We start from the raw sequence: 26528 nt of genomic DNA, 5'->3' as shown, positions 1-26528 counted from the left end.
CTGAAGACGACGTACTACCTGCGCTCCCGCCCCGCCACGCGCATCGCCCGCGCCGCCCAGGGCCAGGCGCAGGCCGCCAAGCCCATCCCCGTGCAGCAGGCCGTCGACCCCGACGCGATCGCCTGCTCCCTTGAGAACCCCGAGTCCTGCGAGGCCTGCCAGTAATGTCCACCCGTAACGCCAACCTGCTCGACCCGGGCTTCGAGCTGACGCTCCGTCCGATGCGCTACCCGGACTTCTACGAGCGCTACCGGGACGCGATCAAGAACACCTGGACGGTGGAGGAGGTCGACCTCCACTCCGACGTCGCCGACCTCGCCAAGCTCACGCCCGAGGAGCAGCACCTCATCGGCCGGCTGGTCGCGTTCTTCGCGACGGGCGACTCGATCGTGGCGAACAACCTGGTGCTGACGCTGTACAAGCACATCAACTCCCCGGAGGCGCGTCTGTACCTGTCGCGCCAGCTCTTCGAGGAGGCCGTCCACGTCCAGTTCTACCTGACCTTGCTGGACACCTACCTGCCCGACCCGGACGACCGCGCCGCCGCCTTCGACGCCGTGGAGAACATTCCCTCCATCCGCGAGAAGGCCGGGTTCTGCTTCAAGTGGATCAACGAGGTCGAGAAGATCGACCGGCTGGAGACCAAGGCCGACCGCCGCCGCTTCCTGCTCAACCTGATCTGCTTCGCCGCGTGCATCGAGGGCCTGTTCTTCTACGGCGCCTTCGCCTACGTCTACTGGTTCCGCAGCCGCGGCCTGCTGCACGGCCTCGCCACCGGCACCAACTGGGTGTTCCGCGACGAGACCATGCACATGAGCTTCGCCTTCGACGTGGTCGACACCGTCCGCAAAGAGGAGCCGGAGCTCTTCGACGACCAGCTCCAGCAGCAGGTCACCGACATGCTCCGCGAAGCCGTCGAGGCCGAGCTGCAGTTCGCCCGCGACCTGTGCGGCGACGGCCTGCCCGGCATGAACACCGACTCCATGCGCCAGTACCTGGAGTGCGTCGCCGACCAGCGCCTGACCCGCCTGGGCTTCGCCCCGGTGTACGGCTCGGAGAACCCGTTCTCCTTCATGGAGCTGCAGGGCGTCCAGGAGCTGACGAACTTCTTCGAGCGCCGCCCGTCGGCGTACCAGGTCGCGGTGGAGGGCACCGTCGACCTGGACGAGGACTTCTGACCGTCCCGGAGCCCGTTCGGCGTCGTCCGCCCGCACCGCCTTCGAGGGGGTGCGGGGCGGGCGGCGCCGTTCGCTTTCCGGTCAGGCGTGACGGGTCAGGCCGCGGTGCCTGCGGAGGGGCCCGGCGGTGCCGGCCGGCTGCCGGGCGGCGGGGCGGGGGCGTTCCGCCTGCCTGAGCTGCCGGTCGATGCGCCACTCGCGCAGGGCGCCGAGGGCGGACGGGAGGATCAGGAGGACCAGGATCCCCAGGGTCGCGAGCATTCCGATCAGGCCTTCGATCTGGTTTCCGTTCATGGACACCACTGTCGCGCCGGACGCTGCTGACCGGGAGTGGCAGGACTGCCGTAGACCCTCGAATTACTGCCATCGTCGAGGCACACTGGCAGCATGCTGAAGAACGTGGCCGCCGTGCTGCTGGACGGGGTGCATCCCTTCGAGCTGGGTGTCGTGTGCGAGGTGTTCGGCATCGACCGCAGTGACGAGGGGCTGCCGGTGTACGACTTCGCCGTGGTGTCGGCGGAGGGGCCCGAGCTGGGCACCCACTGCGGGTTCACCGTGTCCACGCCGTACGGCCTGGAGCGGCTGGAGGAGGCCGATCTGATCGCCGTGCCGGCCGGTGAGACCTACACGGAGCGCGCGTACCCGCCGGAGCTGCTGGCGGCGCTGCGGCGGGCCGTGGACCGGGGCACACGGGTGCTCAGCGTCTGCTCCGGGGTGTTCGTGCTGGCCGCGGCGGGGCTGCTGGACGGGCGGCGGTGTGCGGTGCACTGGCACCACGCCGAGCAACTCGCCCGGCGCTACCCCGGGCTCACGGTCGAGCCGGACGTGCTGTACGTGGACGAGGACCCCGTGATCACCTCCGCGGGCACCGCCGCCGGGATCGACGCCTGTCTGCACCTCGTGCGCAAGGAGCAGGGCCCGGAGGTGGCCAACAAGATCGCCCGCCGGATGGTGGTGCCGCCGCACCGGGACGGCGGGCAGGCCCAGTTCATCGAGCGTCCCCTGCCGAAGGTGCCCTGCGACACGGTCGGGGAGGTGCTGGCGTGGATGGAGGCCCACCTCGACCAGGAGGTCACGGTCGAGCAGCTCGCCGCCCGCGCCCACATGGCGCCGCGCACCTTCGCCCGGCGCTTCCAGCAGGAGACGGGGACCACGCCCTACCGGTGGATCCTGCGGCAACGGGTGCTGCTGGCCCAGGAGTTGCTGGAACGAACGGACGAGACCATGGACGCCATCGCCTGGCGCACCGGGTTCGGTACGGCCGCCGCGCTGCGCCACCAGTTCGTCCGGGCGCTCGGGACCACCCCGAATGCCTACCGGCGCGCGTTCCGGGGCCCGCAGGCCGCCTGAGCGCGCGCCGGTACCAGGCCTACCAGGGCATCGCCCGCAGCAGCAGGTTCTGCGGGCGGAGCGTGATGCCCACGCGGGTGGTGTCGTCGGACCCTCCGACCTGCTCGAAGCGGTACTTCGCCGAGACCGCCGCGGTGATCAGGCTCAGCTGGGTCATGGAGAAGTGGTCGCTGGGGCACTTGCGGTTGCCCACGCTGAACGGGTTCATGGCGTACTTCGGTACCTCCTTGGCCCGTTCGGGCCGCCAGCGGTCGGGGTCGAAGTCGAGGTGGCGGGCGTAGGAGCGGGCGTCGCGCTGGATCGCGTAGGGGCTGTAGACGATGTCCGCCCCGGCCGGAATGCGGTACCCGCCGAGTGCGGTGTCGGTCACCGCGCGGCGCGTCAATATCCATACCGCGGGCCTGAGCCGCATGGCCTCGACGACCACATTGTTGGTGTGCGTGAGTGAGCGGACGTGTGCGAATCCGACGGGTCGGCCACCGGTCACGGATTCGACCTCGGTCCGTACCTTCTCGGCGTGTTCCGGGTGTTCGGCGAGGACCTGCAACAGCCACATGATCGTGGACGCGACTGTTTCGCTGCCGGGGGTGAGTATCGCGACGACCTGGTCGTGGATCTCCTGTTCCCCGATGGGATCGCCATTGTCGTCCTTCGCCTCCAGCAATGCCGTCAGCAAATCGTCCGGCTTTTGACCAGATGCCCTCCGCTCGGCGACGATCTCGTCCACCAGCAGATGCAAATCGGCCAGTGCCCGGTTGAATTCGCGGTTGGCGGGAAACGGCAGCCGGTAGAGCGGCCCGAGCGGGACGACCATCCGCCGGTACATGCCGCGGAAGACGGTGGCGAGATCGGTGCTGAGCCGTTCCGCGCGCTCGTCCATGTACTCGCCGCGCAGCAGGCAGCGGGCGGCGATACGGACGGCGACGCGGAAGGACTCGGAGGTGCAGTCGATGGTCCCGCCGGGTTTCCAGCGGTCGGTCAGCGCGTGCGCCTCCTCCTCCATGACCGGCCCGTAGGCCGGTATCGCGTCGAGCCGGAACGCGGGCTGGATGGTGCGCCGCTGCCGCCGGTGCCGGGGGCCGTTGGCGGTGGCCACTCCCTCCTTGCCGAGCAGGCCTTCGAGGGACTCCCACAGCGGGCCGTCGATCTTGAAGTCGGGGCTCAGGGCCAGGGCTCCGGTGAGCGCCGGCGTCGTCACGGCGTACACCGTCTTGGGGCCGAGTTTCAGGCGTACGACGTCTCCGTGCTCGCGCAGCCCGGACATGAAGGCCAGCGGGTCGCGGACCAGTTTCAGGCCGTGGCCGAGGACCGGTACGGCGCCCTGGGCCAGGGGCGGTTCGCTCAGTGCGGGCGTCCCCGGGGTTCCGGGGGTCTCGGGGGTCTCGGGCTTCACCGACTCGACGGTCATTTCTCACCTGCCGCTTCGTTCGTGACGTACGGGGGCGTGGACCGGTCGTCCCAGCTGTCGACCATGTACCGACCGGACTCGTGGTGGAACCAGTAGACGGAGCTGAACCAGTTGCGCATACTTCCGACGCAGGATTCGACGGCGGCACTCAGTTCCTTGCCGCCGACCGTTCCGTCGTCGAGTTCGCGGGCGAACACCAGGGCTCTCTGTTCGGCTTCGAGGAATTCACTGATGCATTCCTCGACACGTCGCCTGACTTCGTCCACCGCTTCTTCGAGGGTCAGCCCCGCATGGGTGATGAGGCTGATTCCGAGATTGTGCACCTCGTCGCCCGCGATTTCCTTCGGCAGCGAGCAGAGGTCGTTGTACCAGGCGGCGAATTCCTGGCTGAGCAGCGCCGCCCGGCGGTAGGCCGGGTTTTTCCTCACCCGCTCCGGGAGTTCGCAGCCGGCACTGATTTCCAGCAGGTCCGTCCATATCCAGTGCGCGAAGGTGAGCCGGCGCAGCGCGAGGTACTCCTCGACCGCGGGTATGCGCCCCTCGGTGCGGTTGCGGAATTCACGGTCGTAGGCCTCGATCACCGCGTGGAAGTGCCGGGCGAACCGCTGGTTCCAGGTGGGCGGCAGGAAGCCGTACAGCCGCAGCACGCTGTCCGCGAAGGCGGCCACGACCGGGTCGGGGTGGTGCACGTGGTGCCTGGGTGCGTCGAGAGCCGTGTGCAGCCGGTTCCGCAGCCGCCGCCAGTCGGCCGCCCGGCCGTGCACGATGTCGCGGTCGTGGCGGTCGTCCCAGACGAAGAACCAGGCGCTGTAGTCGGCTATGGCCTGCAGGACCTCCTCGGAAGCCGAGGTGTAGTAGCCCGCCATGAGGTCGGTGTAGCACAGTCCGTCGGCATATTCCTGCACCTTGTCCGCCGGCATGAGCCGTTTATCCAGGAGCCAGAGCCGTGTCTTCTCCTGGAGTTGCGGCCAATACGGATGCAGCTGCCGGGGAAAGACGGACTCGATCACCGGGAGTGCCAGTGAGGGTGGGACTACGACCGCCGTCGCTGCCGCTGTGGTGCTGCGTGGGAAAGCTTGCACGAACAAACCCCTCTCAGCCGCCAGGAGCGCACACCCCTCCTGTTGTGCCGGGCGTGCGCCGTTGCGTATCCCCGCACTTCCATTCAGCACCACAACTGACCGTCGTGGGAACGGATTTGCCTCACTCACTACCCCAAGGTGCCGAGAATCCCCCCTTGGGTGACTGATTAGGGATCACCAGGAGCCCGGAAGGGATCGCCTGTACGACGCACGCACGAACGGGCAGCGGCATCACGAAAGCGCCCCGGCCAGGAAAGATCCCGGCCGGGGCGCCCCGCGTACGCGGTGCTGCTCAGTCGTTGGCGACCACGGGGTAGCGTGGCTCGTTCTCGGCCATCTGCCGCAGCGCGTCCTTGCGGTCCCGCTTGGACAGCCGGTCGATGTACAGGTAGCCGTAGAGGTGGTCGGTCTCGTGCTGCAAACAACGCGCGAAGTATCCGGTGCCGCGGACCTTGATCGGGTTGCCCTGCTCGTCCTGGCCGGTCACCTCGGCGTAGTCGGGGCGCGCGAGCGGCGCGTACGCCGTGGGGACGGACAGGCAGCCCTCGTTGCTGTCGTCCAGCCGGCGCCGCTCGGCGGGCAGGTCCACCAGCTTCGGGTTGCACACCACGCCGACGTGCCGGACGCCCTCGTCGTCCGGGCAGTCGTAGACGAAGACCTTCAGGTCGACACCGATCTGGTTGGCGGCCAGGCCCACGCCCTCGGCGGTGCGCTGGCTGGCGAACATGTCGGCGACCAGCTGCTGCAGCTCCTCGCCGAAGTCGGTGACGTCCCTGCACTCCTTGTGCAGCACCGGGTTGCCGACGACCGTGATCGGCCGCGAGGTGCCCCGCTCACGCCAGGCCCTCTCGCGCTCCTCGCAGTCCTCCGTGTCGACGACGTAGCCCTCGTCGTCGACGGGGAGCACGCCCGCGTGCTGCTGATCGGTGTCCTGCTGCGCCATGACCGACGTACGCCTTCCTCGGAAAAACAGGGAGTGATGCTGATACAGGGTACGGCGACCGGTCAGCAGACCTCTTCCAGATCCCGCCAGTCACGCGAGTCCGGGCTGTCCGCGACCCACCCGTCGAGCAGCCCCCGGACCAGCGAGGCCGGCGCGGCCACCCCGCACTCCCGCTCCGGCACCCACAGCTGCCCGTCCGTCCGGTGCCCCAGCGGCCCGGGATGGCCCGGCTCGCTGTGGTCGTGCGGGTCGAGGTGCACGCCCTCGCCCTCGTCGGACGGCATCCGGGACTCGCTGCACATCCGGCACAGCAGCCGCACCGAGGACGACCAGTCCTCCGCGGCGAACCCCGCGTCCGCGGCGAGCTGCTCCAGCGCGTCCCGGTCCGCCTCGGTGGCCGCCTCCAGCAGGACCACCCAGGTGGGGACGGGCGACGGCGCCCACAGCTCGATCTCGTCGAAGACCGGGTAGGAGTGCCCGGTGGACGTGGTGCGCTCGCCGTGCGGGACGCCGTCGTGCAGCACGACCTCGCCCCAGCGCCGCCCGGACGAGGGAAGCGGGATGGACAGCACCTCCAGCCGGGCCGGATCCAGCCTGCGGCCCCAGACGACCTCGGCCTCGCCCTCCGGGGAGAGCCGTACGGCCGCGCTGCCCAGCTCCATGCCGACCGGCTCCGCGGCGGCGGCGGAGCCCCCGGGCACCTTCAGCCCGTACGCCTGCCAGGCGCGGCGGGCCAGCGGCCAGTCCTGCAGGGCGGTCGCGGCGATGCCGACGTTCCACCAGTCGGGCGCCCCGGTCTCCCGGTCGAGCAGGGCGACCGCGCGCAGTCCGGCCGCGCGGGCCTGCTCCCAGTCGTGCCGGAACTTGTGCAGCAGCGCCAGGTTGAACCAGGACTCCGACAGCCAGGGTTCCAGGTCGGCGGCGCGTGTGAGCAGCTCGCCCGCGTCCTCGTACCGGCCGTCGCCGATGAGTGTGAACGCCCGGTCGGTGGCCTGCCGCCAGGAGGCGGAGGGCCGGTGCCGTCCCTTGCCGAAGATCCTCACGATTCCCGCCTGCCAGTTCCATTTCCCGCTGTGGGCTGGCTTGTGCCCCCGGACACCTCTCCCTCGCATCCAACCACGTACGGCGGGAAAGGCGCTCATTACCCATGGGTTACCCAGCCGGGCAGGGGGTCAGACAGTCCTGTTCGTCTCACCGGCGCGGGCTCGCGGGTGCCGGGGGACCGTGCCAGCACCCGGGCGAGCGACTCCACGACCTCGGGGGCGTAGGTCCCGGCGGCGGAGAGCCGCAGCTCCTCCAGCGCGCGCAGCGGACCGTCGGGGCCGGCGCCCCGGGTCCTCTCCTCGTAGGCGTTCACGGCCCGGACGATGCGGGCGGCGAGCGGCTGCTCGGGGTAGGGGTCGGCCTGCCGCTCCACGACCACGGCGACGGCCGGGTCGACGCCGGTCTGCCGGACGACGGCCCCGCCGAGCAGGGCGATCCGCCGCTGCTCCACGGCGGGCAGGGCGGCGGTGGCGCCGCCCGGCACCGGGTCGACCAGGCTGAGCTGGCCGATGTCGTGCATCAGCGCCGCGTACTCCAGGACGGTCAGTTCGGGGCCGGTCAGACCGAGGTCCCGGCCGACGGCCTGGCTGAGCGCGGCGACGCGGTGGGCGTGCCCGGCGGGGGTGCAGCCGGCGATCTCGGTGGCGCGGGCGAGGGAGGCGATGGTCTGCCGGTAGGTGGCGCGGACGGCCGCGTACCGGCGCAGGGACAGCTGGACGAGCAGCATGGGCAGGCAGAACACGGGCAGCGCCCACAGGCCGACGACGGCGACCGCGAGCGCCATCACCGCGCCGGTCGCGCAGACGGCGGAGCCGATGCCGAGCAGCCCGCGCAGCTCCTCGCGGAGCAGCGGGACGAACGGCCAGCGGGTGCGGCAGCGGGCGAGCGCGGCGGCCAGCACGGCGCCGCACAGGGAGGTGAGGGCGAGCAGGGTGAGCAGCAGCAGGGCGTAGGCGGGGCCGCTCCAGGGGGTGAAGACGCCCCGGTTGTAGAGGGGTTGGAAGCAGACGGCGGCGAAGCCGACGGTGAGGAGGCGGCGGGCCAGGTGGTCGGCTGTGGGGCTGCCGCCGGACCAGATGTGCGGGACGGCACCGAGCACGGTGGCGACGAGGACGACGGTGACGACCTGGGCGGCGCCGTGCTGGCTGGGCCGTCCGGCGTCGGCGCCCAGCAGGGCGTACGCGAGGGAGCAGGCGGCGCCGAGGGGTGCGGCCTGCCGGCGCCCCTGGGTGTGGCTCCACCGGGTCAGCTCGCCCACGGTGATGAGCACGCCGAAGGCGAGCGCGACGCCCCGGTCGTGCAGGCCGGTCCACAGGGTGGCGGCGAGGGAGCCGGCCGCGACGAGGGCGGCGGCGCCGTGGATGAGCCGCAGCACCGTCACCGGGACGACCCGGTGCCGGCGGCCGTCCCCCCAGGCGGGCCTCACCGGGACGCTCCGGTGCCGGCGGTGCGCTCCGCGGGCGGGCTGTCGTGGGCCGGTTCGTCGGCGGTGACCGCCGGGTGCCAGCCGGAGCGGCGCAGGGCGCGGGCCAGGGCGCCGACGATGCGGGGGTCGAAGTGCGCGCCGGCGCAGCGCTCCAGCTCGGCGACGGCGGCCTCGACCGGGCGGGCCCGGCTGTAGCAGCGGGTGGAGGTCATGGCGTCGAAGGCGTCCGCGACGGCGACGATCCGCGCGCACTCGGGGATCCGGTCGCCGCTCAGGCCGTACGGGTAGCCGCTGCCGTCGAGCCGCTCGTGGTGGTGGAGGATGGCCGCGCGGGCCTCGCCGAGGAAGGAGATGCCGCGGACCATCTCGTGGCCGTACTCCGGGTGCAGCTCGATGATCCGCCGCTCCTCGGGGGTGAGCGGGCCGTTCTTGCGCAGCAGCCGGGTGGGCACGCCGAGTTTCCCGACGTCGTGCAGGATGCCGGCGAAGCGGAGCACCTCCACGCGGTCGTCGTCCATACCGAGTTCGCGGGCGATCAGCACGGAGGCCTGTCCGACGCGTTCGCTGTGCCCGCGGGTGTAGCCGTCCTTGATGTCGACGGCCTGCACGAGGGCGCGGATGGTGGCCTGGTGGGCGGCGCGTTCGCGGTGGTACTGGGCGAACACCCACCAGGAGACGCACATCGGCAGCAGCACGAGGAGCGCGGCGACCGGGCCGTACGGGCTGCGCCACAGCACGGCCATCATCAGGCCGGCGAGTCCGTGGACGGCGACGGGAGCGAGGTGGCGGGCCAGCAGCCCGCGCCAGGCCCGCCGCGGCGGCACCAGCCCGGCCGCCGCGCGCAGCCCGCCGTCGAGCGCGGTGAGCACCAGGCAGAAGGCGAGCACGGCCGCACCGGCGGGCAGCAGGGTGCACGGGAAGTCGGAGCCGGCGAGCGTGTCCCGGCCGCCGAGCCCCTCGTGCACGCGGGCGGCGGCCCACACGGCGAGCGCGGGCTGCGCGGCCCGCCAGACGCGCCGCGGCAGCGCGGGCCGGTGCTCGACCGGCGAGAGCAGGGCGGCGGGCACCGCGACGAGCGCGGCGGCCGGTGGGGGCAGCAGGAACGCGCCGGCGAGCAGGACCGGGTAGAACGGGCCGCCGAAGCGGCGCCGCACGACGTGCTCGCAGGCCGCGTAGACCGCGGCGAGCAGGGCCGACGCCCCCCAGGGGGTGTGCGTCGCCGGCAGGGGCAGGAGGCAGAGGACGGACAGCAGGGCGACGCCGGTCACATAGCCGCGTGCGCCCGCCGGTACCGCGTCCATCGCGTCCCTCCCCGACCTCCCTGGCCGTGCCCGTCCAGGCTCGGAGCGTAGGACGGGGATCGGCGGGTGCGGGGCCTATGACCTGAGGATTAGCACGTTCGGGTGATGCGTCCCGTCCGTGTCCCGGGCAGGTCGGGAGGCGGGTCAGGACTCCTGCGGTGCCGCCGGGGCCCTGGTCACGTCGTGCTCGGGGACGGTCTGCCCGGAGCGGATCAGGTCGATCCGCCCCATGACCTTGGCCCGCAGGTCAGCGGGCACGTCGTCATGACCGCAGCACCGCTTCACCAGCTTCTTCACGGCCTGCTCCAGGCCGTACTTCTCCAGGCACGGCGAGCATTCCTCGAAGTGGTGCTGGAACTTGTCGCGGTCGACGTCCGGCATCTCGCTGTCGAGGAACTCGTACAGATGGTCGAGGACCTCACTGCAGTCCGTCTCGTGCGGCTCTCCGCAGCTCATGAGCCCGAGCCTTTCGCTTCGTTCGACTCTCCGGCGCCGGCCGGGACCAGTCCGCGCTCACGGGCGTAGTCCTCCAGCATGCCGCGCAGTTGACGGCGGCCCCGGTGCAGCCGGGACATCACCGTCCCGATGGGTGTCCCCATGATGTCCGCGATCTCCTTGTAGGCAAAGCCCTCTACGTCCGCGAGGTAGACGGCGATGCGGAACTCCTCGGGGATCGCCTGCAGGGCTTCCTTCACGTCCGAGTCGGGCAGGTGGTCGAGCGCCTGCGACTCGGCGGAGCGCAGACCGGTCGACATGTGCGACTCGGCGCGGGCGAGCTGCCAGTCCTCGATCTCCTCCGCGGCGGAGCGCTGGGGCTCGCGCTGCTTCTTGCGGTAGGAGTTGATGAAGGTGTTGGTGAGGATGCGGTACAGCCACGCCTTGAGGTTGGTGCCCTCGCGGAACTGGTGGAAGGACGCGTACGCCTTGGCGTACGTCTCCTGCACCAGGTCCTCGGCGTCGGCGGGGTTGCGCGTCATGCGCAGCGCCGCCGAGTACATCTGGTCGAGGAACTCGAGCGCGTCCCGCTCGAAGCGCGCGCTGCGCTCCGTGGTCGTCTCGTCGGACGCGTCCGCGCCGGCGCCCTGGCCCTCGGGCAGCTCCGCCTGGCCGTTGTCGGTCCCTGCGTCGGTACCGGTGACCGGACCCACCTCCTCAAGATCCCGGGCGGGACCGAAACCGATCCCACTCGATTCGGAGGATAGAACACGACCCGTACCCGCCGCCGCTCGAGCAGGAGCGGTCTTGGCCGCGTGCAGCACCGTCCAGTCCAGGTCGGCGCTCCGCGTACGGCTCGAATCGAACTCTGCCGGGCACAGCCCGTCCACGGGGTGGTGGCGGGTGGCGGGAGGGCAGATGGTCGAACCCATGCGGCGGACTTCCTCTCCTACGACGTCGGTGCCGAGGCCTCAGCACTTCTGTCCGCCTCAACAGAGGTGCGCCGCGCGGCATTCCCGGGGGTCACCCGAGTGACGCGATCCACTCCACGACACCGTCGGTAATGATCTCCAGGGCCCGCTCCCCGGTGATCTCCGCCCGCTTGGGCACCGCGAACCCGTGATCCCCGTACGGCACCTCGATCAGCCCGAAGTCACCGTCGGGGAACTCCTCCGGCTTGCCGAAGGGGTCGTTGCCGCCCTGGACGACCAGCGTCGGCACCCCGGCGGCCAGCAGTTCCCCGGCGCGGGACTTCTCGGGCCTGCCCGGCGGGTGCAGCGGGAAGCCGAGCGCGAGCACGGCGTGCGCGCCCAGCTCGGCCGCCGTACGGCAGGCGACCCGGGCCCCGGCGCTGCGGCCGCCGGAGATCACCGGCAGCTCCATCCCGGACAGCGCGGGCCAGACGCCGCGCCAGCCGGTGTCCAGGGTCTTCGGCGCGGGGGCGACCTTCTTCCCGGCGACGCGCCAGGGCTGTTCCACGAGGGCCACGGTCACGCCGTGCTCCGGGAGCACCCGGGCGAGCGCCTGCAGGTCCCGTGCCTCGATGCCACCGCCCGCCCCGTGGCCCACGGCCAGCACGAGCCGTGCCTGCTTCGCTTTGTGCCAGGTGATGCGGGCGGTCCCGGCGTCGGTCTCGACAATCTCGATCACGCTAGAAGAGTGTGCCCTCTTCCGGCGCTTCGAGCTCCTTCAGCAGCTCCGGACCGTTGTTGCGGACGTTGCTGACGGCCGTGGGGACCGGGTAGGCGCGCATCAGGCCGGCCGGGGGCGGGGCGAGCAGTTCGCGCAGGTCGTCGGGGTCGGTGCGGGAGGGGTCGAGCCAGGCGTCCCAGCGGTCCGGGGTGAGCATCAGCGGCATCCGGGGGTGGATCTCGGCGAGGGAGTGCGGGCCCTCGGCGGGGGCGGCGGCCAGCGGGGTCCGCTCCGCCTCGGTGGTGATCACCGAGCAGGTCACCCACCAGGCCCGGGGGTGGTCGTCGGGCAGGGTCCGGTCGCGCCAGAACTCGTACAGTCCGGCCATCGCGAACACCGAGCCGTCGGCGGGCAGCACGAAGTACGGCTGCTTGCGGGGCCGCTTCTTCTTCCCCTCCACCTCCAGCTCGCGCTCCTGCCTGCCGGTGACCCACTCGTAGTAGCCGTCGGCGGGCAGGATGCAGCGGCGGGCGGCGAAGGCGCGCCGGAAGGCGGGTTTCTCGTGCACGGTCTCCGCGCGGGCGTTGATCATCCGGGCGCCGCCCTCGGGGGTCTTGGCCCAGGACGGGACCAGGCCCCACCTGAGCCGGCGCAGCTGGCGAACCGGACGCGGGGAGTCCGCGTCTTTCAGGGGGCGGTCGAGGACGGCGTAGACCTCCTTGGTGGGCGCGACGTTGTAGTCGGGCTCCAGGGTCTCCTCGGGCTCCCACTTCTCGACCTCGAAGACTCCTGCGAGATCCTCGGGCCTACGACTCGATGCATACCGTCCGCACATACGTGCCACACTGCCAGATTCCGCACACCGAAAGGGAGCCAGCAGCCCCCATGGACAGCCTCGCCGCCACCGCGCTGCCCGACCTCTGGGACCGGCTCACCGGGACCCAGCCCGATCCCGGTCTGTGGGTGGTGCTGGCCACCCTGGGGGCGGCGCTCGCCGTGGTGGTCCCCCACCCGGTGTGGCGGATATCCCGCAACGCGGTCACCATCGCGCACGAGGGCGGCCACGGTCTGATCGCCCTGCTCACCGGCCGGCAGCTCGCCGGTATCCGGCTGCACTCCGACACCAGCGGGCTGACCGTGAGCCGGGGCAAGCCGTACGGGCTGGGCATGATCCTCACGGCCGCCGCGGGATACACCGCGCCCTCCCTGCTGGGCCTCGGCGGGGCCGCGCTGCTGGCCGCCGGGCGGATCACCCTCCTGCTGTGGGCGGCCACCGCCCTGCTGGCGGCGATGCTGGTGATGATCCGCAACGCGTACGGCGTGCTGACCGTGGTCCTCGCCGGCGGGGCCTTCCTGCTGGTGTCCTGGCTGGCGGGTCCGCAGGTGCAGGCGGCGTTCGCGTACGCGGTGGTGTGGTTCCTGCTGTTCGGCGGGGTACGGCCGCCGTTCGAGCTGCAGGCCAAGCGGTCGCGGGGAGGCGCGGGCGACTCGGACGCGGACCAGCTGTCGCGGCTGACGCACGTACCGGCGGGCCTGTGGCTGTTCCTGTTCCACGCGGTGTCGCTGTGCTCGCTGATCGGCGGGGGCCGCTGGCTGCTGGAAGGTTGACACCGGGCCCTCCTTATAAAGTGGCCTCATGGCCCCGAACACCGCCTCTCCCGCCCTCTGGCCCGCCCCGCACGCGAGCGGAGCCGTCGACGCGACGGTCCACGTGCCGGGGTCCAAGTCGGTCACCAACCGCGCCCTGGTCCTGGCCGCCCTGGCCTCGGAGCCCGGCTGGCTGCGCCGCCCGCTGCGGTCCCGGGACACCCTGCTGATGGCCGGGGCCCTCAGGGCCATGGGCGTCGAGATCGAGGAGGGGGTGGGCCCCGACGGCACCGGCGAGGCCTGGCGGGTGCTGCCGACGGGGCTGCGCGGCCCGGCCACGGTCGACGTCGGCAACGCGGGCACGGTGATGCGGTTCCTGCCGCCGGTGGCCGCGCTGGCCGACGGGCCCATCCGGTTCGACGGGGACCCGCGGTCGTACGAGCGTCCCCTGAACGGCGTCATCGACGCGCTGCGGGCGCTCGGTGCCCGGATCGACGACGACGGCCGGGGCGCCCTGCCCCTGACCGTGCACGGCGGCGGCGCCCTGGACGGCGGCCCGGTGTCGGTCGACGCCTCCTCGTCCTCCCAGTTCGTGTCCGCGCTGCTGCTGTCCGGCCCCCGCTTCAACCAGGGCGTCGAGGTCCGCCACACCGGCGCCAGCCTGCCCTCGATGCCGCACATCCGGATGACGGTGGACATGCTGCGCGCGGTCGGCGCCCAGGTGGACACCCCGGAGTCGGGCGGCGAGCCGAACGTGTGGCGGGTGACCCCGGGCGCGCTGCTCGGCCGGGACCTGACGATCGAGCCGGACCTGTCCAACGCGCAGCCGTTCCTGGCGGCGGCCCTGGTCACCGGCGGCAAGGTGCTGATCCCGGACTGGCCGGCCCGCACCACCCAGCCGGGCGACCGGCTGCGGGAGATCTTCACCGAGATGGGCGGTTCCTGTGAACTCACCGACTACGGCCTGGAGTTCACCGGTTCGGGTGCGATCCACGGTATCGACGTGGACCTGGGCGACGTGGGCGAGCTGACCCCGGGCATCGCGGCGGTCGCCGCGCTCGCCGACTCCCCCTCCACCCTGCGAGGCGTGGCCCATCTGCGGCTGCACGAGACGGACCGGCTGGCCGCGCTCACCAAGGAGATCAACGGGCTGGGCGGCGACGTCACCGAGACGGCCGACGGCCTGCACATCCGCCCGCGCCCGCTGCACGGCGGGACCTTCCACACCTACGAGGACCACCGCATGGCGACCGCCGGTGCGATCATCGGCCTGGCCGTGCCGGGCGTGCAGATCGAGAACGTCGCGACGACGGCGAAGACCCTGCCGGACTTCCCCGAGCTGTGGACCGGGATGCTCGGGCAGTAGGGACGTACGCCATGCGCCGCTACGGCAAGCACACCGACGAGGACGACATCCGCAGCCGTCCCAACCGCAAGGGCAACCGGCCGCGGACGAACATCCGGCCCAAGCACGAGGACGCGGCCGAGGGGATGGTCCTCACCGTCGACCGGGGGCGGCTGACCTGCCTGGTCGAGGACCGGGTCGTGATGGCGATGAAGGCCCGCGAGCTGGGCCGCAAGGCGGCCGTGGTCGGCGACCGGGTGGCCCTGGTCGGCGACCTGTCCGGCGCGAAGGACACCCTCGCGCGGATCGTCCGCATCGAGGAGCGCACGTCGGTGCTGCGGCGCACGGCCGACGACGACGATCCGTACGAGCGGGTGGTCGTGGCGAACGCGGACCAGCTGGCGATCGTCACGGCCCTGGCCGACCCCGAGCCCCGCCCCCGGCTGATCGACCGCTGCCTGGTCGCCGCCTTCGACGGCGGCCTGGAGCCGCTGCTGGTGATGACCAAGTCGGACCTGGCCTCGCCGGACAAGCTGCTGGAGCTGTACGGAGCCCTGGACATCCCGTACGTCGTCACCAGCCGCGAGGAGCTGGAGAGCGGGGGCGCGGCGGACCGGGTGCGCGCCCATCTCGACGGCAAGATCACCGCGTTCGTGGGCCACTCCGGCGTCGGCAAGACGACCCTGGTGAACGCGCTGGTGCCCGAGGAGCGCCGGCGGATGACGGGCCATGTGAACGCGGTGACGGGCCGCGGCCGGCACACCACCACCTCGGCTCTCGCCCTGCCGCTGACCGGTGCGGGCGGCTGGGTCGTCGACACCCCGGGGGTCCGCTCCTTCGGCCTGGCCCACGTCGACCCGTCCCGGGTGATCCACGCCTTCCCGGACCTCGAACCGGGCACGGAGGGCTGCCCGCGCGCGTGCAGCCACGACGAGCCGGACTGCGCGCTGGACGCGTGGGTCGAGGAGGGGCACGCGGACCCGGCACGGCTGTACTCGCTGCGCCGGCTGCTGGCCACCAGGGAGCGCACGGAAGGCGACTGAGCCTGGCGTTGCCCGAAGACGACTGAGCCTGGCGTTGTTTGCCGTGGCGTGAGTCCGGTAAGTGCATAATCGCACCAGCCGGAGATCCGGACCAACGGGAGGAACGCACATGGCGTGGCTGCTGGTCATAGTGGCCGGGATTCTGGAGACCGGTTTCGCCGTGTGCCTGAAGCTCTCGCACGGGTTCACCCGCCTGTGGCCGACGATCGCCTTCGCGTCGTTCGCCCTGGGCAGCTTCGGTCTGCTCACCCTCTCCCTGAAGAAGCTGGACGTCGGTCCGGCCTACGCCGTCTGGACCGGCATCGGCGCGGCGGGCACCGCGATCTACGGCATGGTCTTCCTCGGCGACCTGGTCTCCACCCTGAAGATCGTCTCGATCACCCTGGTCATCGTCGGGGTGATCGGCCTCCAGTTGTCGGGGTCGGCGCACTAGGGCGAGGACAGGTGCCGCGGCAGCACGGCCCGCACCAGCTCCCCCATCCCTCCCTCGCCGGGCGGAGCCGCCACACAGGACAGGGCGAGGCGTACGACCAGTTCGCAGGAGCGGAGCAGTTCGGCGGTGTCGGCCGGGTCCGCGCCGGGGCCGGCCAGCGCGGTCGCCGCGCGGTCCCGGACGATCCGCACGAAGTCGCGGGGCGCCGGCAGCGGCCCGTCCGCCCGGCGCTGCGCCGGTACCGCGGTGGTGGAGGGTACGGCGGTGAGCGGCGGGCTCGGCAGCCACTCGGTCCAGCAGCCGGTGAGCATGGCCCGCACCAGCGCGTTCTCCCGGGCCGCCGCGGCCGTCCACTCGGCGGTGGCGGTCAGCCGGTCCCGCGCCCCGGCCGAGCCGGCGAGGGCCCGCTCGACACCGGCGAGGTATCCGTCGGCCTCCCGCCGCACCAGTGCCCTGGCCAGACCGTCCTTGCTGCCGAACTCGTTGTACAGGGTCTGCCGGGACACCCCCGCCTGCACGGCCACGTCGACCATCCGCACCGCGGACCAGGGCCGGCGCGCGAGCGCCCGGTAGGCGGCGTCCAACAGCGATTCCCGGGCAGCAGGCATCCTCGCCTCCCTGGGGCACGGCGACTCTGCGCCCAGATTTGACGTGCTTGTACGCACTGTCAAGGGTTCGCACCGGTCGTACACAGGCGTACGACCGGTGCGGGCGGTCGCGCCGCCCACGCCCCCTGTAGCCCGGTACCGACCACGACGGATACGGTTCCTTACATGCCCGACTACCTCGACGACCTGCGCCTCGCCCACGTCCTCGCGGACGCCGCCGACGCCGCCACCACGGCCCGCTTCAAGGCCCTCGACCTGAAGGTGGAGACGAAGCCGGACATGACGCCGGTGAGCGAAGCGGACAAGGCGGCGGAAGAACTGATCCGCGGCCAGCTCCAGCGCGCCCGCCCCCGGGACGCCGTCCTCGGCGAGGAGTACGGCATCGAGGGCAGCGGCCCCCGCCGCTGGGTCGTCGACCCGATCGACGGCACCAAGAACTACGTGCGCGGTGTCCCGGTGTGGGCCACGCTCATCTCGCTGATGGAGGCCGGCGAGGACGGCTACCAGCCCGTGGTCGGCGTGGTCTCCGCCCCCGCCCTCGGCCGCCGCTGGTGGGCCGCGAAGGGCCACGGCGCGTTCACCGGCCGCAACCTCACCTCCGCGACCCGCATCCACGTCTCCCGGGTCGGCAAGCTCGCGGACGCCTCGTTCGCGTACTCCTCGCTGTCCGGCTGGGAGGAGCAGGGCCGCCTGGACGGCTTCCTGGACCTCACCCGCCAGGTGTGGCGCACGCGCGCGTACGGGGACTTCTGGCCGTACATGATGGTCGCCGAGGGTTCCGTGGACATCTGCGCCGAGCCGGAGCTGTCCCTGTGGGACATGGCCGCCAACGCGATCATCGTGACGGAGGCGGGCGGCACGTTCACCGGTCTCGACGGCCGCCCGGGCCCGCACAGTGGCGACGCGGCGGCCTCCAACGGGCTGCTCCACGACGAGCTGCTGGGGTATCTCAAGCCGCGTCGATGAAAGGGGAGTACTCCCGGTACGCCCTCAAGTGGCTTCGCGCGCCCCCTTGTTGACTCCCCCTTTACCTGGCACTCTGAGTCCACCCCCACATGTGAACTTGTGAATCCCTGAACTGTCCAGGGATTCCCAGGAGGTGGCCCATCCATGCTCGTCCGTGACGCCATGAGCACGGTGATCCTCACCCTCGGCCCCGCCCACACCCTCCGCCAGGCAGCCGCCCTGATGTCCGCCCGCCGCGTCGGCGCCGCCGTGGTCCTGGATCCGGACGCCGGAGGCATCGGCATCCTCACCGAACGCGACATCCTCAACTCCGTCGGACTGGGCCAGAACCCGGACGCGGAGCGCACCCACGCCCACACCACCACCGACGTCGTCTTCGCCGCCCCGACCTGGACCCTGGAGGAGGCGGCCCGGGCCATGGCCCACGGCGGCTTCCGGCACCTGGTCGTCCTCGACCGGGGCGAGGTGGCCGGGATCGTCTCGGTCCGCGACATCATCCGCCGCTGGGTCCCGGACCGCGAACCGGCCCCCGTGCCCTGAACGCGCGAAGCGGGCCGGACCCCGAGCACCGTGGGGTCCGGCCCGCCCAGCCGCGAACGCGGCCGGCTCAGCCGCGCAGCGCCTGCACCGCCGCCTCCAGCCGCTTGCCGAAGTCGGCGTCGGCGTTGCGGAAGTTGCCGACGGCGCGCTCGACGATGTCCTCGCGCGAGACCTTGGAGATGAAGCCGGCCAGATTGGCGACCAGCCGCTCCTTCTCCGCCTCCGACATCAGCCGGTAGAGATTGCCCGCCTGCACGAAGTCGTCGTCCTCGGCGTGCACGGGCGTCGGGTGGTTGCCGGTACCGCCGGTGAAGCCGTCGAACGGCTGCCACAGCGGGCGGCCGGTCTGCTGCGGCCCGCCGAAGCTGTTCGGCTCGTAGTTCTTCGCCCCGCCGTGCCGGCCGTCGTAGAGGAAGCCGTCGCGGGAGTTGGTGCGCGCCTCGGTGGCGTGCGGACGGTTCACCGGCAGATGGTCGGCGTTGATGCCGACGCGGTAGCGGTGCGCATCACCGTAGGCGAAGAGCCGGCCCTGGAGCATCTTGTCGGGGGACGGGCCGATGCCGGGCACGAAGTGCGCCGGGGAGAAGATCGACTGCTCGACCTCGGCAAAGATGTTCCGCGGGTTGCGGTTCAGCTCCAGCCTGCCGATCTCGACGACCGGGTAGTCCGCGTGCGGCCACACCTTGGTCAGGTCGAACGGGTTGAAGCGGTACGTCGCCGCGTCCGCCGCCGGCATGATCTGCACGCCCACGGTCCAGCTCGGGAACTCGCCGCGCTCGATCGCCTCGCGCAGGTCGCGCTGGTGCGAGTCGGGGTCCTTGCCCGCGAGGACCTCGGCCTCCTCCGCGGTGAGGTTCTTGATCCCCTGGTCGGTCTTGAAGTGGTACTTGACCCAGAAGACCTCGCCCGCCGCGTTGTTCCACTGGTAGGTGTGCGAGCCGAAGCCGTCCATGTGCCGGTACGACGCCGGGATGCCTCGGTCGCCGAACAGCCAGGTCACCTGGTGGGTCGACTCCGGGGACAGCGACCAGAAGTCCCACACGTTGTCGGCCTCGGTGGAGCCGGTGTACGGGTCGCGCTTCTGGGTGTGGATGAAGTCCGGGAACTTGATCGCGTCCCGGATGAAGAAGACCGGGGTGTTGTTGCCGACGAGGTCGTAGTTGCCCTCCTCGGTGTAGAACTTCAGCGCGAAGCCGCGCGGGTCGCGGACGGCGTCCGCCGCACCCAGGTTGCCGGCCACGGTCGAGAAGCGCAGGAAGACCTCGGTCTGCTTGCCCACCTCGGAGAGGAAGGCCGCGCGCGTGTACGGCGTGACGTCCGCGGTCACCGTGAAGGTGCCGTAGGCGCCGGCGCCGCGGGCGTGCACCACGCGCTCCGGGATGCGCTCGCGGTTGAAGTGGGCGAGCTTCTCCAGCAGCAGCTGGTCCTGGACCAGGACCGGTCCGCCGACGCCGGCCGTCTCGCTGTTCTGGTTGTCGGCGACCGGAGCACCGGCCTCCGTGGTGAGCGGTCCCTGCGTCACGTGCGCCTCCTGCGTCATCACTGACTAGTCCTGTCCTGTGGCCAAAGCCGTTCCCGATCCTACCCTGGACATTGTCTAAGTCAAATGCCAATCCAAAGTCACACCTATTCCCGACCTGGTGCCCCCTCCTGTTAGGCTGGTGGCCATGAGCGACCTTCTGGAACGGCTGCGTGGACGCGGATGGCGGATGACCGCGCAGCGGCGCGTGGTGGCCGAGGTCCTGGACGGCGAGCACGTCCACCTCACGGCCGACGAGGTCCACGCGCGTGCTGTCGCGAAGCTGCCCGAGATCTCCCGGGCGACCGTCTACAACACCCTGGGCGAGCTGGTCACGCTCGGCGAGGTACTGGAAGTCACGACGGACAAGCGGGCCAAGCGGTACGACCCGAACGCGCACCGCCCGCACCACCACCTGGTCTGCGCCCGGTGCGGCGCGATCCGTGACGTGCACCCGACCGGCAACCCCCTCGCCGACCTCCCCGACACCGAGCGCTTCGGCTTCACGGTGTCGGATGTCGAGGTGACGTACCGGGGCCTGTGCCCGAGCTGCGCGAGCGCGTAACGCGGCGCACCCGGCACATCCGCTTCCGAAGAAGCCCCGGCGTATGCCGGGGCTTCTTCGCGTGCACGCACGACGGGCGCGGACGCGCGGATGGTGCGGACACACAAACACCGAGGGCCGGAACCCATCTCTGGATTCCGGCCCTCGGCCTTCAGTAGCGGGGACAGGATTTGAACCTGCGACCTCTGGGTTATGAGCCCAGCGAGCTACCGAGCTGCTCCACCCCGCGTCGGTGAACACGACACTACGTGACCCCGACGCCCGGATGCAAATCGCTCAGCGGCGAGTGGTCCGGGTCACGCCGACAGTTCCTCCCGCAGCGCGTCCCGCAGGCGCCCCGCCCGCTCCGCCACCTCCGCCGGCCCCAGGGCCACCGCCCGGTCGGCCCACCGCTGCCCCTCCGCCAGCTCGCCGCGACGCGCGTAGACCAGGGCCAGCCGGAGGGCCGCCCGTCCGTGGCCGGCGTCCGCCGCACGGGCCCACCACACCGCGGCCTCCGGCTCGCTGCCCTCCCGGGCGAGCAGCAGGCCCAGGTTGAAGGCACCGTTGCGGGAGCCGGCCTCGGCCGCCGCCCGGTACCAGCGCGCCGCCTCCACCACGTCACCCCGGGCCGCCGCGAGCATGCCGACCCGGACCTGCGCGCGCCGGTGCCCCTGCGAGGCGGCACGCTCGTACCACTCCTCGCACTCGGTCTTCTCCTGCACGGTCTCCCCCAGCTCGTGCGCGGGCTCCGGCGGCCGGCGCGCGTCGAGCAGGGTGGCCAGCCGGTATGCGCCCTCCGCGCTGCCGCCGCCCGCCGCACACCGCAGGTGCCGTTCCGCCTCCTGCTCGTCGCCCTCGCGCAGCCGGGCGATCCCGACCTGGAGCGCGGCCTCGGCGTGGCCCGCGGCCGCCGCCCGCTCGTACCAGCGCAGCGCCATCTCCTCCTCGCCGCGTCCGGCGTAGAGGATGCCGAGGTTGAAGGCGGCGTCCACGCTGCCGGCCTCGGCGGCCTTGGAGAACCACGGCTCGGCGCCGGTGGTGTCGCCGCCCTGGAGCAGGAGGATGGCCAGCGCGTTCGCGGCCTCCCGGTGCCCGGCGTAGGCGGCCCGCCGGTACCACTGCTCGGCCTGGGCGGTCCGGCCCTGCTCGGCGCAGAGCAGCCCGAGGTTGTAGGCGCCGTTGTCGTCGCCGGCGTTCAGTGCGGCCCGGTACCAGCGCTCGGCGGTCTGGGTCTCACCGCGCTCGGCGTGCAGCGCGCCCAGCGCGTTGGCGGCGTTGCCGTCGCCCTCCTGGGCGGCGCGCAGCCACCACACGGCCGCGCTCTCGGTGTCGCCGGCGTCACGCAGCAGGAAGCCGAGCGCGCAGGCGGCCCGGGGTTCGCCGTCCTTGGCCGAGGTCAGGTACCAGCGCCCGGCCTCCTTCAGCTCGCCCCGCTTCTCCAGGATCGCCCCCAGGTGCAGCGCGGCCCTCCGGTGGCCCCGCGCGGCGGCCTGCCGGTACCACTGCTCGGCCTCCGCGACAGCGTTGTCGGCGCCGGATTCCTCCCCCGGTCCGGCCGTGCGGTCGAGCGCGCGTGCCAGCCGGTAGGCGGCCTCCCGGTGTCCGCGTTCGGCGGCGGCCCGCATCCAGTGCTCGGCGCCGACGTCGCCGCGGTGCTCCAGCAGGTCGGCGAGCGCGTAGGCGCCGAGGACATGGCCCTGCTCGGCGGACTGGCGCAGCCAGTACTCGGCGGCGGGCTCGTCCCCGCGCTCGCGGTGGTGGCGGCCCAGCGCGTGCGCGGCGGCGGCGGAACCGGCGACGGCGGCGATCCGCCACCAGCCGGCCGCCTCCTCCGGGTAGCCGCGCTGGTGCAGCAGGACGCCCAGGTTGTTGGCGGCGGCCCGGTCGCCGGCCGCGGTGGCCGCGCGCAGGTGGGGTTCGGCTCCGTCGAGGTCGCCGCGGCGCAGCAGCATGGCTCCGAGGACGCTCGCGGCCTCGACGTCACCGCTCTGCGCGGCGAGCGCGAGGCGCGTCTCCTCGGCGGCCTCCCCCATGTCCGCCATCTCGTCGCGGGCCGGCTCCGTACCGGCAGGTTGCACAAATCGCCCTGACTCGAACAGAGTTGCCTTGTCCCCCATAACGTCCATCGTCGCACCACCTGCAACCTGGGTACACCCGGTATACCGCAGCCCGTGAGGTCACTTCAGCGTTTTGTCGACATGCCCACAGGGAGACAAGTCAAACACACCCCGCCCAACTCCCCACGGCGGCGCGGCCGTCCCTCCCCTCCGCACATGAGTTCGCTCGCACACCACGAAGGCCCGGATCCGTGTTGGATCCGGGCCTTCGACTTCAGTAGCGGGGACAGGATTTGAACCTGCGACCTCTGGGTTATGAGCCCAGCGAGCTACCGAGCTGCTCCACCCCGCGCCGTTGCTGGTCAACCGTACCACGGCGCGAGGGGACCTTGATCAATTTCCGTTCTTGCCGCCGGTCCTGTCACCGGCCTTGTCGCCGGTCGCGGCCTTGTCGCCGTTCTTGCCGCCGGTCCTCTCGCCGGCCTTCCCGCCGGTCTCGCCGGCCTTGGACTGGGCTTCCTCGGCCCGCTTCAGCGCGTCCTGGAGCTCCTTCTGCGCCTTGGCGTACGCGTCCCAGTCCGGCCCTTCCTTCAGCGCCTTCTGCCCGGCGTCGAAGGCCTTCTGGGCGTCCTCCAGGGCCTGCCTGACGGTGGGGTTGGCGGTGCCCGGCGGGTTGGTGGTGCCGGTCCCCGGCGGCTCGGTGGCCGAACTCTTCGTACCGAAGACCTTGTCGAGCGCCTCGCCGAGCGTGTTCTCGAACGCGGTCTCGCCCTCGTAGGTGACCAACACCTTGCGCAGCAACGGGTACTTCAGACCACCACCGCGTACGTAGACGGGTTCGACATAGAGCAGGCCGCCGTCCAGGGGCACGGTCAGCAGGTTGCCGTACTCGACCTCCGAGTCGCCGCCCTTGAGGAGTTTGATCGCGGCGGCGATGTCCTGTTCGGAGTTGAACTGGCTCTGGACCTGTTTCGGTCCGTCGACGGTCGTGCTGGTCGGCAGTTTCAGGATTCTGATCCGGCCGTAGTCGGGCGTGCCGGCCTCGGCGTCGACCGACATGAACGCGCTCAGGTTGTACCGCCCGTTGGGCGTGAACGTCGTCGACAGCGAGAACGCCTGCCGCGTCTGGTCCGGCATCTTCATGCTCAGGTAGTAGGGCGGCACCGCGTTGCCCGACTTGTTGGTCGGGTCGTCCGGCACCTGCCACACCTCGCTGCCGGTGAGGAAGGTCTCGGCGTCCGTCACGTGGTAGCGGGTGAGCAGCTCGCGCTGCACCTTGAACAGGTCCTGCGGGTAGCGCAGGTGGTCCATCAGGTCGTCGGAGATCGCGCTGCGCGGCTCCACAGTGCCGGGGAAGGCCTTCATCCAGGTCTTGAGCACGGGGTCCTTGGTGTCCCACTCGTACAGCTTGACGTCGCCGGTGTAGGCGTCGACCGTCGCCTTCACCGAGTTGCGGATGTAGTTGACCTGGTTCTGCTGGGCCACCACCGCGCGCGAGTTGTTCGTCGCCGTCAGCGAGTCGGCCGTCGTGTCCCCGAGGGTCGTACGGGAGGAGTACGGATAGCCGTTGGTGGTCGTGTACGCGTCCACGATCCACTGGATGCGGCCCTTGACGACGGCCGGGTAGGCGTCGCCGTCGATGGTCAGCCAGGGGGCGACCGCCTCGACGCGCTCCTTGGGCGTGCGGTTGTACAGGATCCGCGAACCCTTGCCGATCGCGCCCGAGTAGAGGATCTGCGGCTCGTTGAACGCCACCGCGTACGCGGCCCGGTTGACCGGGTTGTCGAGGTTGACCCCGCTCCCGCCCCGGTAGCTGGTGGTCTTCTCGCCCTTGTTGTCGGAGTAGTCGATCTCCTTCTGGGGACCGCCGACGATCGAGTAGGTGGTGGTCTTCTCGCCGTAGTAGACCCGCTGCTGGTACGTGCCGAGGTCACCGCGGGACGGCAGGTCGTACTCGGTGAAGACCGGCTCGCCGTTGGGGTTGGCCTCGGTGCCCTTGGCGGCGACCACGCCGTAGCCGTGCGTGTAGCGGAAGTGGTCGTTGATCCAGTTGTTCTTCGGGATGCCGTCCAGGTTCAGCTCGCGCAGGCCGAGGACGGTGTCCTGCTCCTTGCCGTCCTTGGTGGGGTACCGGTCGACGTCCAGGTTGGTCGGGAAGCCGTAGTAGTTCTTCATCTGCTGGAGCACCTGGAACGTCGGCGAGACGATGTTCGGGTCCAGGATGCGGATGCTCGCCGCGTCGTTCGCGTCGTCGCGGAGCTTCGCCTTGTCCGTGGTGGTCGACTTGCCCGCGTACTCGGTGACCTCGGTGTCGTCGATGCCGTACGCCTCGCGGGTCGCCTTCAGGTTCTTCTGGACGTACGGCGCCTCCTTCGCCTGCTCGTTCGGCTGGACCTGGAACTTCTGCACGATCGCCGGGTACAGGCCGCCGATCAGGATCGCGGACAGCACCATGAGGCCGAAGCCGATGACCGGCAGCTGCCAGGTGCGCCGCCACAGCGTGGCGAAGAACAGCAGCGCGCAGATGACGGCGATGCAGAACAGGATCGTCTTCGCCGGCAGGTAGGCGTTGGCGTCGACGTAGCGCAGGCCGGTCCAGTTGTCGGTCGCCTTGAAGTCGCTGGACTTGACCGCGAGGCCGTACCGGTCGAGCCAGTAGGCGACGGCCTTGAGGGCGACGAAGATGCCGAGCAGCACCGACAGGTGCCCGGTCGCGGCGGCCGTGGCACGCGCGCCCGGGCTGGTGACGCGCAGCCCGCCGTACAGGTAGTGGGTGAGCGCGGCGGCGATCAGGCACAGGATGGCGGCGGCGAAGCCGAAGCCCAGCAGGAAGCGGTACCAGGGCAGGTCGAAGGCGTAGAAGGAGACGTCCAGGTGGAACTGCGGGTCCTTCTGGTGGAAGGGCACGCCGTTCACCCACATCAGCCAGGTCCGCCACTGGCCGGACGCCGACGCGCCCGCGATCAGCCCGACCAGGGCGGTCACCGCGAGCAGCAGCCACTTCTTGTACGGCGCGATGGCCATGCGGTAGCGGTCGAGGCTCTGCTGCTCCATGGACATGGCGCTGAGCGGGGGCCGCAGCCGGTGCGCGAGCCAGATGTTGAGGCCGACCGCGGACGCCATCAGCAGACCGAAGACGAAGAACAGCCCGATCTTGGTGGACAGGGTGGTGGTGAACACGGACGAGTAGTGCACCGACCGGTACCACAGCCAGTCCGTCCAGAAGCCCGCGAACATCGTGAACGCCATGCCGAGGACGGCAAGGACGCCCAGTGTCACGAGCAGGGCTCGGACCCTCCGGGACGGGCGGCCCGCTCTGATCCGTGGCCCCGTCGGGCCTCCGCCACGGTCCGGCATCTGGAAAGCCAAGGTGCGCACCTCGAAGTTCGCTGTCGATCCGTCAGGCCCTCGGGTTCGCGGGCCCGCCGTGGCCCCCCGTGATCGCGGGCCCACACTTATGCAACTTACTCACGGTTTACTCGGTTCCCGATTCCGGCCGGGAACGAGGCAGGATTGTGACCATGTCCAACACTCCCATGGCAGCGAGCCCGCTCACCCGGGCCGTGCTCGAAATCGACGAGTACGTCTCCGGCCTCGGCTGGGACCAGCCCGCTCGCCTCTTCGCCCTCGTAGACACCGCACGGCTGCGTGCTCAGGAACCCTCGCTCGCGGCCCAGCTGGGCCTGGAGGACGAGTCCGAGACCGCCGGTCTCACCCCGATCGAGCAGGACGAGGTCCCGTCCGGCAAGCCGCTCGACGAATTCCTCGGCACCATCGCCTGGCCCGACGCCGTGGTCGGCTGCGCGCTCTCGGTGGAGCGCCTGATGCTGCCGCCGTCCGCCGAGGCCCAGGTCCCGCAGGGCCTGAGCGAGGCCAAGCTGGCCAAGTGGGTGGCCGACCACCCCGAGCGCCAGGAGGTCCGGATGACGGTCGCGGTGCTGCGCGACGGCGGCCGCGAGTCGGCGCTGCGGCTGCGCGAGAAGGACTCCCCGACGGAGGTCCTGACCGGCCCGGACCTGGTGCCGGGGCTGGCGGAGGCGCTGGCGGCCACGTTCGCGGACTGAGGTCCTCTTCCGGTACGGCG

Annotated in this window: 25 protein-coding genes and 2 tRNA genes; 10 read left to right on the top strand and 17 right to left on the bottom strand. The window is 71.4% G+C overall.

Annotated elements, in window-relative coordinates; translation table 11 throughout:
- Window positions 1-164: 164 nt before the first annotated feature.
- On the top strand, window positions 165-1178 hold the full coding sequence (locus IEZ20_RS24240) for a ribonucleotide-diphosphate reductase subunit beta (RefSeq protein WP_189302219.1): 1014 nt from the start codon (window positions 165-167) through the stop codon (window positions 1176-1178).
- An 81-nt stretch (window positions 1179-1259) separates the two neighbouring features.
- Here the strand turns inward: IEZ20_RS24240 and IEZ20_RS24235 are convergent, their stop codons facing one another.
- On the bottom strand, window positions 1260-1472 hold the full coding sequence (locus IEZ20_RS24235) for a hypothetical protein (RefSeq protein WP_229896237.1): 213 nt from the start codon (window positions 1470-1472) through the stop codon (window positions 1260-1262).
- A 93-nt stretch (window positions 1473-1565) separates the two neighbouring features.
- Here IEZ20_RS24235 and IEZ20_RS24230 point away from each other — a divergent pair, with 93 nt between their 5' ends.
- Window positions 1566-2528 carry a GlxA family transcriptional regulator gene (locus IEZ20_RS24230; RefSeq protein WP_189302217.1) on the top strand — a complete coding sequence of 321 codons (963 nt, stop codon included), beginning with the start codon at window positions 1566-1568 and terminating at the stop codon, window positions 2526-2528.
- Between the two features lie 19 nt (window positions 2529-2547).
- On the opposite strand, the gene IEZ20_RS24225 is transcribed toward IEZ20_RS24230, so the two are convergent.
- The 10 genes from IEZ20_RS24225 to IEZ20_RS24180 all read right to left on the bottom strand — a co-directional run bounded on the left by IEZ20_RS24225 (window position 2548) and on the right by IEZ20_RS24180 (window position 12634).
- Window positions 2548-3936 carry a bifunctional albaflavenone monooxygenase/terpene synthase gene (locus tag IEZ20_RS24225; protein WP_189302214.1) on the bottom strand — a complete coding sequence of 463 codons (1389 nt, stop codon included), beginning with the start codon at window positions 3934-3936 and terminating at the stop codon, window positions 2548-2550.
- Window positions 3933-5018, bottom strand: a complete 1086-nt coding sequence (gene cyc1, locus IEZ20_RS24220) for an epi-isozizaene synthase (protein WP_189302270.1) — start codon at window positions 5016-5018, stop codon at window positions 3933-3935. Before cyc1 ends, IEZ20_RS24225 begins: the two co-directional genes overlap by 4 nt.
- A 292-nt stretch (window positions 5019-5310) precedes the next feature.
- Entirely contained in the window at window positions 5311-5961 is a 651-nt protein-coding gene (gene def, locus IEZ20_RS24215) for a peptide deformylase (protein WP_189302212.1), read from the bottom strand.
- A gap of 62 nt (window positions 5962-6023) precedes the next feature.
- Entirely contained in the window at window positions 6024-7004 is a 981-nt protein-coding gene (locus tag IEZ20_RS24210) for a hypothetical protein (RefSeq protein ID WP_189302209.1), read from the bottom strand.
- Between the two features lie 98 nt (window positions 7005-7102).
- Window positions 7103-8386 carry an HD-GYP domain-containing protein gene (locus IEZ20_RS24205; RefSeq protein WP_189302268.1) on the bottom strand — a complete coding sequence of 428 codons (1284 nt, stop codon included), beginning with the start codon at window positions 8384-8386 and terminating at the stop codon, window positions 7103-7105.
- Between the two features lie 41 nt (window positions 8387-8427).
- Window positions 8428-9732 carry an HD-GYP domain-containing protein gene (locus tag IEZ20_RS24200; protein ID WP_189302207.1) on the bottom strand — a complete coding sequence of 435 codons (1305 nt, stop codon included), beginning with the start codon at window positions 9730-9732 and terminating at the stop codon, window positions 8428-8430.
- Window positions 9733-9876: 144 nt separating this feature from the next.
- Window positions 9877-10188: a mycothiol system anti-sigma-R factor gene (gene rsrA, locus IEZ20_RS24195; RefSeq protein ID WP_030992505.1), complete on the bottom strand. Its 312-nt coding sequence runs from the start codon at window positions 10186-10188 to the stop codon at window positions 9877-9879.
- Complete coding sequence (sigR, locus tag IEZ20_RS24190; RefSeq protein WP_189302205.1) at window positions 10185-10880, bottom strand: RNA polymerase sigma factor SigR; 696 nt, start codon at window positions 10878-10880, stop codon at window positions 10185-10187. The genes rsrA and sigR overlap by 4 nt, the downstream gene beginning before the upstream one ends.
- Window positions 10881-11190: 310 nt before the next feature.
- Window positions 11191-11817 carry an alpha/beta hydrolase family protein gene (locus IEZ20_RS24185; protein WP_189302203.1) on the bottom strand — a complete coding sequence of 209 codons (627 nt, stop codon included), beginning with the start codon at window positions 11815-11817 and terminating at the stop codon, window positions 11191-11193.
- Window position 11818: 1 nt separating this feature from the next.
- Window positions 11819-12634 (bottom strand): SOS response-associated peptidase, encoded by an 816-nt coding sequence (locus IEZ20_RS24180; protein WP_189302201.1) that lies wholly within the window; start codon window positions 12632-12634, stop codon window positions 11819-11821.
- Between the two features lie 50 nt (window positions 12635-12684).
- On the opposite strand from IEZ20_RS24180, the gene IEZ20_RS24175 reads away from it, so the two are divergent.
- The 4 genes from IEZ20_RS24175 (at window position 12685) to IEZ20_RS24160 (ending at window position 16207) form a co-directional block, all read left to right on the top strand.
- Window positions 12685-13407 (top strand): M50 family metallopeptidase, encoded by a 723-nt coding sequence (locus tag IEZ20_RS24175; protein ID WP_189302199.1) that lies wholly within the window; start codon window positions 12685-12687, stop codon window positions 13405-13407.
- 28 nt (window positions 13408-13435) lie between these two features.
- Window positions 13436-14752 carry a 3-phosphoshikimate 1-carboxyvinyltransferase gene (gene aroA / locus IEZ20_RS24170; protein ID WP_189302197.1) on the top strand — a complete coding sequence of 439 codons (1317 nt, stop codon included), beginning with the start codon at window positions 13436-13438 and terminating at the stop codon, window positions 14750-14752.
- Window positions 14753-14763: 11 nt separating this feature from the next.
- Window positions 14764-15774, top strand: coding sequence for a ribosome small subunit-dependent GTPase A (gene rsgA, locus IEZ20_RS24165; protein ID WP_189302194.1), 1011 nt, complete (start codon window positions 14764-14766; stop codon window positions 15772-15774).
- A 109-nt stretch (window positions 15775-15883) separates the two neighbouring features.
- Complete coding sequence (locus IEZ20_RS24160; protein ID WP_189302192.1) at window positions 15884-16207, top strand: DMT family transporter; 324 nt, start codon at window positions 15884-15886, stop codon at window positions 16205-16207.
- On the opposite strand, the gene IEZ20_RS24155 is transcribed toward IEZ20_RS24160, so the two are convergent.
- The gene (locus tag IEZ20_RS24155; RefSeq protein WP_189302190.1) at window positions 16204-16815 is read right to left on the bottom strand and encodes a TetR/AcrR family transcriptional regulator; all 612 of its coding nucleotides are present in this window, start codon (window positions 16813-16815) and stop codon (window positions 16204-16206) included. The genes IEZ20_RS24160 and IEZ20_RS24155 overlap by 4 nt on opposite strands.
- 165 nt (window positions 16816-16980) lie before the next feature.
- Between IEZ20_RS24155 and hisN the strand changes: the two genes are divergently transcribed.
- Together hisN and IEZ20_RS24145 are read left to right on the top strand one after the other, a co-directional pair.
- Window positions 16981-17781, top strand: a complete 801-nt coding sequence (gene hisN, locus IEZ20_RS24150) for a histidinol-phosphatase (RefSeq protein ID WP_189302188.1) — start codon at window positions 16981-16983, stop codon at window positions 17779-17781.
- 144 nt (window positions 17782-17925) lie between these two features.
- Window positions 17926-18321 (top strand): CBS domain-containing protein, encoded by a 396-nt coding sequence (locus tag IEZ20_RS24145; protein WP_189302186.1) that lies wholly within the window; start codon window positions 17926-17928, stop codon window positions 18319-18321.
- Window positions 18322-18388: 67 nt separating this feature from the next.
- Here IEZ20_RS24145 and IEZ20_RS24140 read toward each other — a convergent pair whose 3' ends face one another.
- The gene (locus tag IEZ20_RS24140; RefSeq protein ID WP_189302184.1) at window positions 18389-19843 is read right to left on the bottom strand and encodes a catalase; all 1455 of its coding nucleotides are present in this window, start codon (window positions 19841-19843) and stop codon (window positions 18389-18391) included.
- Window positions 19844-19988: 145 nt separating this feature from the next.
- Between IEZ20_RS24140 and IEZ20_RS24135 the strand changes: the two genes are divergently transcribed.
- On the top strand, window positions 19989-20405 hold the full coding sequence (locus IEZ20_RS24135; protein ID WP_189302182.1) for a Fur family transcriptional regulator: 417 nt from the start codon (window positions 19989-19991) through the stop codon (window positions 20403-20405).
- A gap of 155 nt (window positions 20406-20560) precedes the next feature.
- Here the strand turns inward: IEZ20_RS24135 and IEZ20_RS24130 are convergent.
- The 4 genes from IEZ20_RS24130 to IEZ20_RS24115 all read right to left on the bottom strand — a co-directional run bounded on the left by IEZ20_RS24130 (window position 20561) and on the right by IEZ20_RS24115 (window position 25801).
- A tRNA-Met gene (locus IEZ20_RS24130) sits at window positions 20561-20634 on the bottom strand.
- A 67-nt stretch (window positions 20635-20701) separates the two neighbouring features.
- Complete coding sequence (locus IEZ20_RS24125) at window positions 20702-22513, bottom strand: tetratricopeptide repeat protein (protein WP_189302177.1); 1812 nt, start codon at window positions 22511-22513, stop codon at window positions 20702-20704.
- A 209-nt stretch (window positions 22514-22722) separates the two neighbouring features.
- A tRNA-Met gene (locus IEZ20_RS24120) sits at window positions 22723-22796 on the bottom strand.
- 41 nt (window positions 22797-22837) lie between these two features.
- The gene (locus tag IEZ20_RS24115; RefSeq protein ID WP_189302266.1) at window positions 22838-25801 is read right to left on the bottom strand and encodes a UPF0182 family membrane protein; all 2964 of its coding nucleotides are present in this window, start codon (window positions 25799-25801) and stop codon (window positions 22838-22840) included.
- Between the two features lie 164 nt (window positions 25802-25965).
- Between IEZ20_RS24115 and IEZ20_RS24110 the strand changes: the two genes are divergently transcribed.
- Complete coding sequence (locus IEZ20_RS24110; RefSeq protein WP_229896236.1) at window positions 25966-26508, top strand: PPA1309 family protein; 543 nt, start codon at window positions 25966-25968, stop codon at window positions 26506-26508.
- Window positions 26509-26528 lie beyond the last annotated feature (20 nt).

The organism is Streptomyces cinerochromogenes, assembly GCF_014648635.1.
Classification (GTDB): Bacteria; Actinomycetota; Actinomycetes; order Streptomycetales; family Streptomycetaceae; genus Streptomyces; species Streptomyces cinerochromogenes.
The sequence above is the reverse complement of the archived record's forward strand: the minus strand, read 5'-3'. Positions and strand labels throughout refer to the sequence as shown.

What these genes read in the sequence shown, in the direction of transcription:
- IEZ20_RS24240 (WP_189302219.1), top strand. Translation starts at nt 165, where the DNA reads ATGTCCACCCGTAACGCCAACCTGCTCGACCCGGGCTTCGAGCTGACG.
- IEZ20_RS24235 (WP_229896237.1), bottom strand. Translation starts at nt 1,472, where the DNA reads ATGAACGGAAACCAGATCGAAGGCCTGATCGGAATGCTCGCGACCCTG.
- IEZ20_RS24230 (WP_189302217.1), top strand. Translation starts at nt 1,566, where the DNA reads ATGCTGAAGAACGTGGCCGCCGTGCTGCTGGACGGGGTGCATCCCTTC.
- IEZ20_RS24225 (WP_189302214.1), bottom strand. Translation starts at nt 3,936, where the DNA reads ATGACCGTCGAGTCGGTGAAGCCCGAGACCCCCGAGACCCCCGGAACC.
- def (WP_189302212.1), bottom strand. Translation starts at nt 5,961, where the DNA reads ATGGCGCAGCAGGACACCGATCAGCAGCACGCGGGCGTGCTCCCCGTC.
- IEZ20_RS24200 (WP_189302207.1), bottom strand. Translation starts at nt 9,732, where the DNA reads ATGGACGCGGTACCGGCGGGCGCACGCGGCTATGTGACCGGCGTCGCC.
- rsrA (WP_030992505.1), bottom strand. Translation starts at nt 10,188, where the DNA reads ATGAGCTGCGGAGAGCCGCACGAGACGGACTGCAGTGAGGTCCTCGAC.
- IEZ20_RS24180 (WP_189302201.1), bottom strand. Translation starts at nt 12,634, where the DNA reads ATGTGCGGACGGTATGCATCGAGTCGTAGGCCCGAGGATCTCGCAGGA.
- IEZ20_RS24175 (WP_189302199.1), top strand. Translation starts at nt 12,685, where the DNA reads ATGGACAGCCTCGCCGCCACCGCGCTGCCCGACCTCTGGGACCGGCTC.
- aroA (WP_189302197.1), top strand. Translation starts at nt 13,436, where the DNA reads ATGGCCCCGAACACCGCCTCTCCCGCCCTCTGGCCCGCCCCGCACGCG.
- rsgA (WP_189302194.1), top strand. Translation starts at nt 14,764, where the DNA reads ATGCGCCGCTACGGCAAGCACACCGACGAGGACGACATCCGCAGCCGT.
- IEZ20_RS24160 (WP_189302192.1), top strand. Translation starts at nt 15,884, where the DNA reads ATGGCGTGGCTGCTGGTCATAGTGGCCGGGATTCTGGAGACCGGTTTC.
- IEZ20_RS24155 (WP_189302190.1), bottom strand. Translation starts at nt 16,815, where the DNA reads ATGCCTGCTGCCCGGGAATCGCTGTTGGACGCCGCCTACCGGGCGCTC.
- hisN (WP_189302188.1), top strand. Translation starts at nt 16,981, where the DNA reads ATGCCCGACTACCTCGACGACCTGCGCCTCGCCCACGTCCTCGCGGAC.
- IEZ20_RS24145 (WP_189302186.1), top strand. Translation starts at nt 17,926, where the DNA reads ATGCTCGTCCGTGACGCCATGAGCACGGTGATCCTCACCCTCGGCCCC.
- IEZ20_RS24135 (WP_189302182.1), top strand. Translation starts at nt 19,989, where the DNA reads ATGAGCGACCTTCTGGAACGGCTGCGTGGACGCGGATGGCGGATGACC.
- IEZ20_RS24125 (WP_189302177.1), bottom strand. Translation starts at nt 22,513, where the DNA reads ATGGACGTTATGGGGGACAAGGCAACTCTGTTCGAGTCAGGGCGATTT.
- IEZ20_RS24115 (WP_189302266.1), bottom strand. Translation starts at nt 25,801, where the DNA reads ATGCCGGACCGTGGCGGAGGCCCGACGGGGCCACGGATCAGAGCGGGC.
- IEZ20_RS24110 (WP_229896236.1), top strand. Translation starts at nt 25,966, where the DNA reads ATGTCCAACACTCCCATGGCAGCGAGCCCGCTCACCCGGGCCGTGCTC.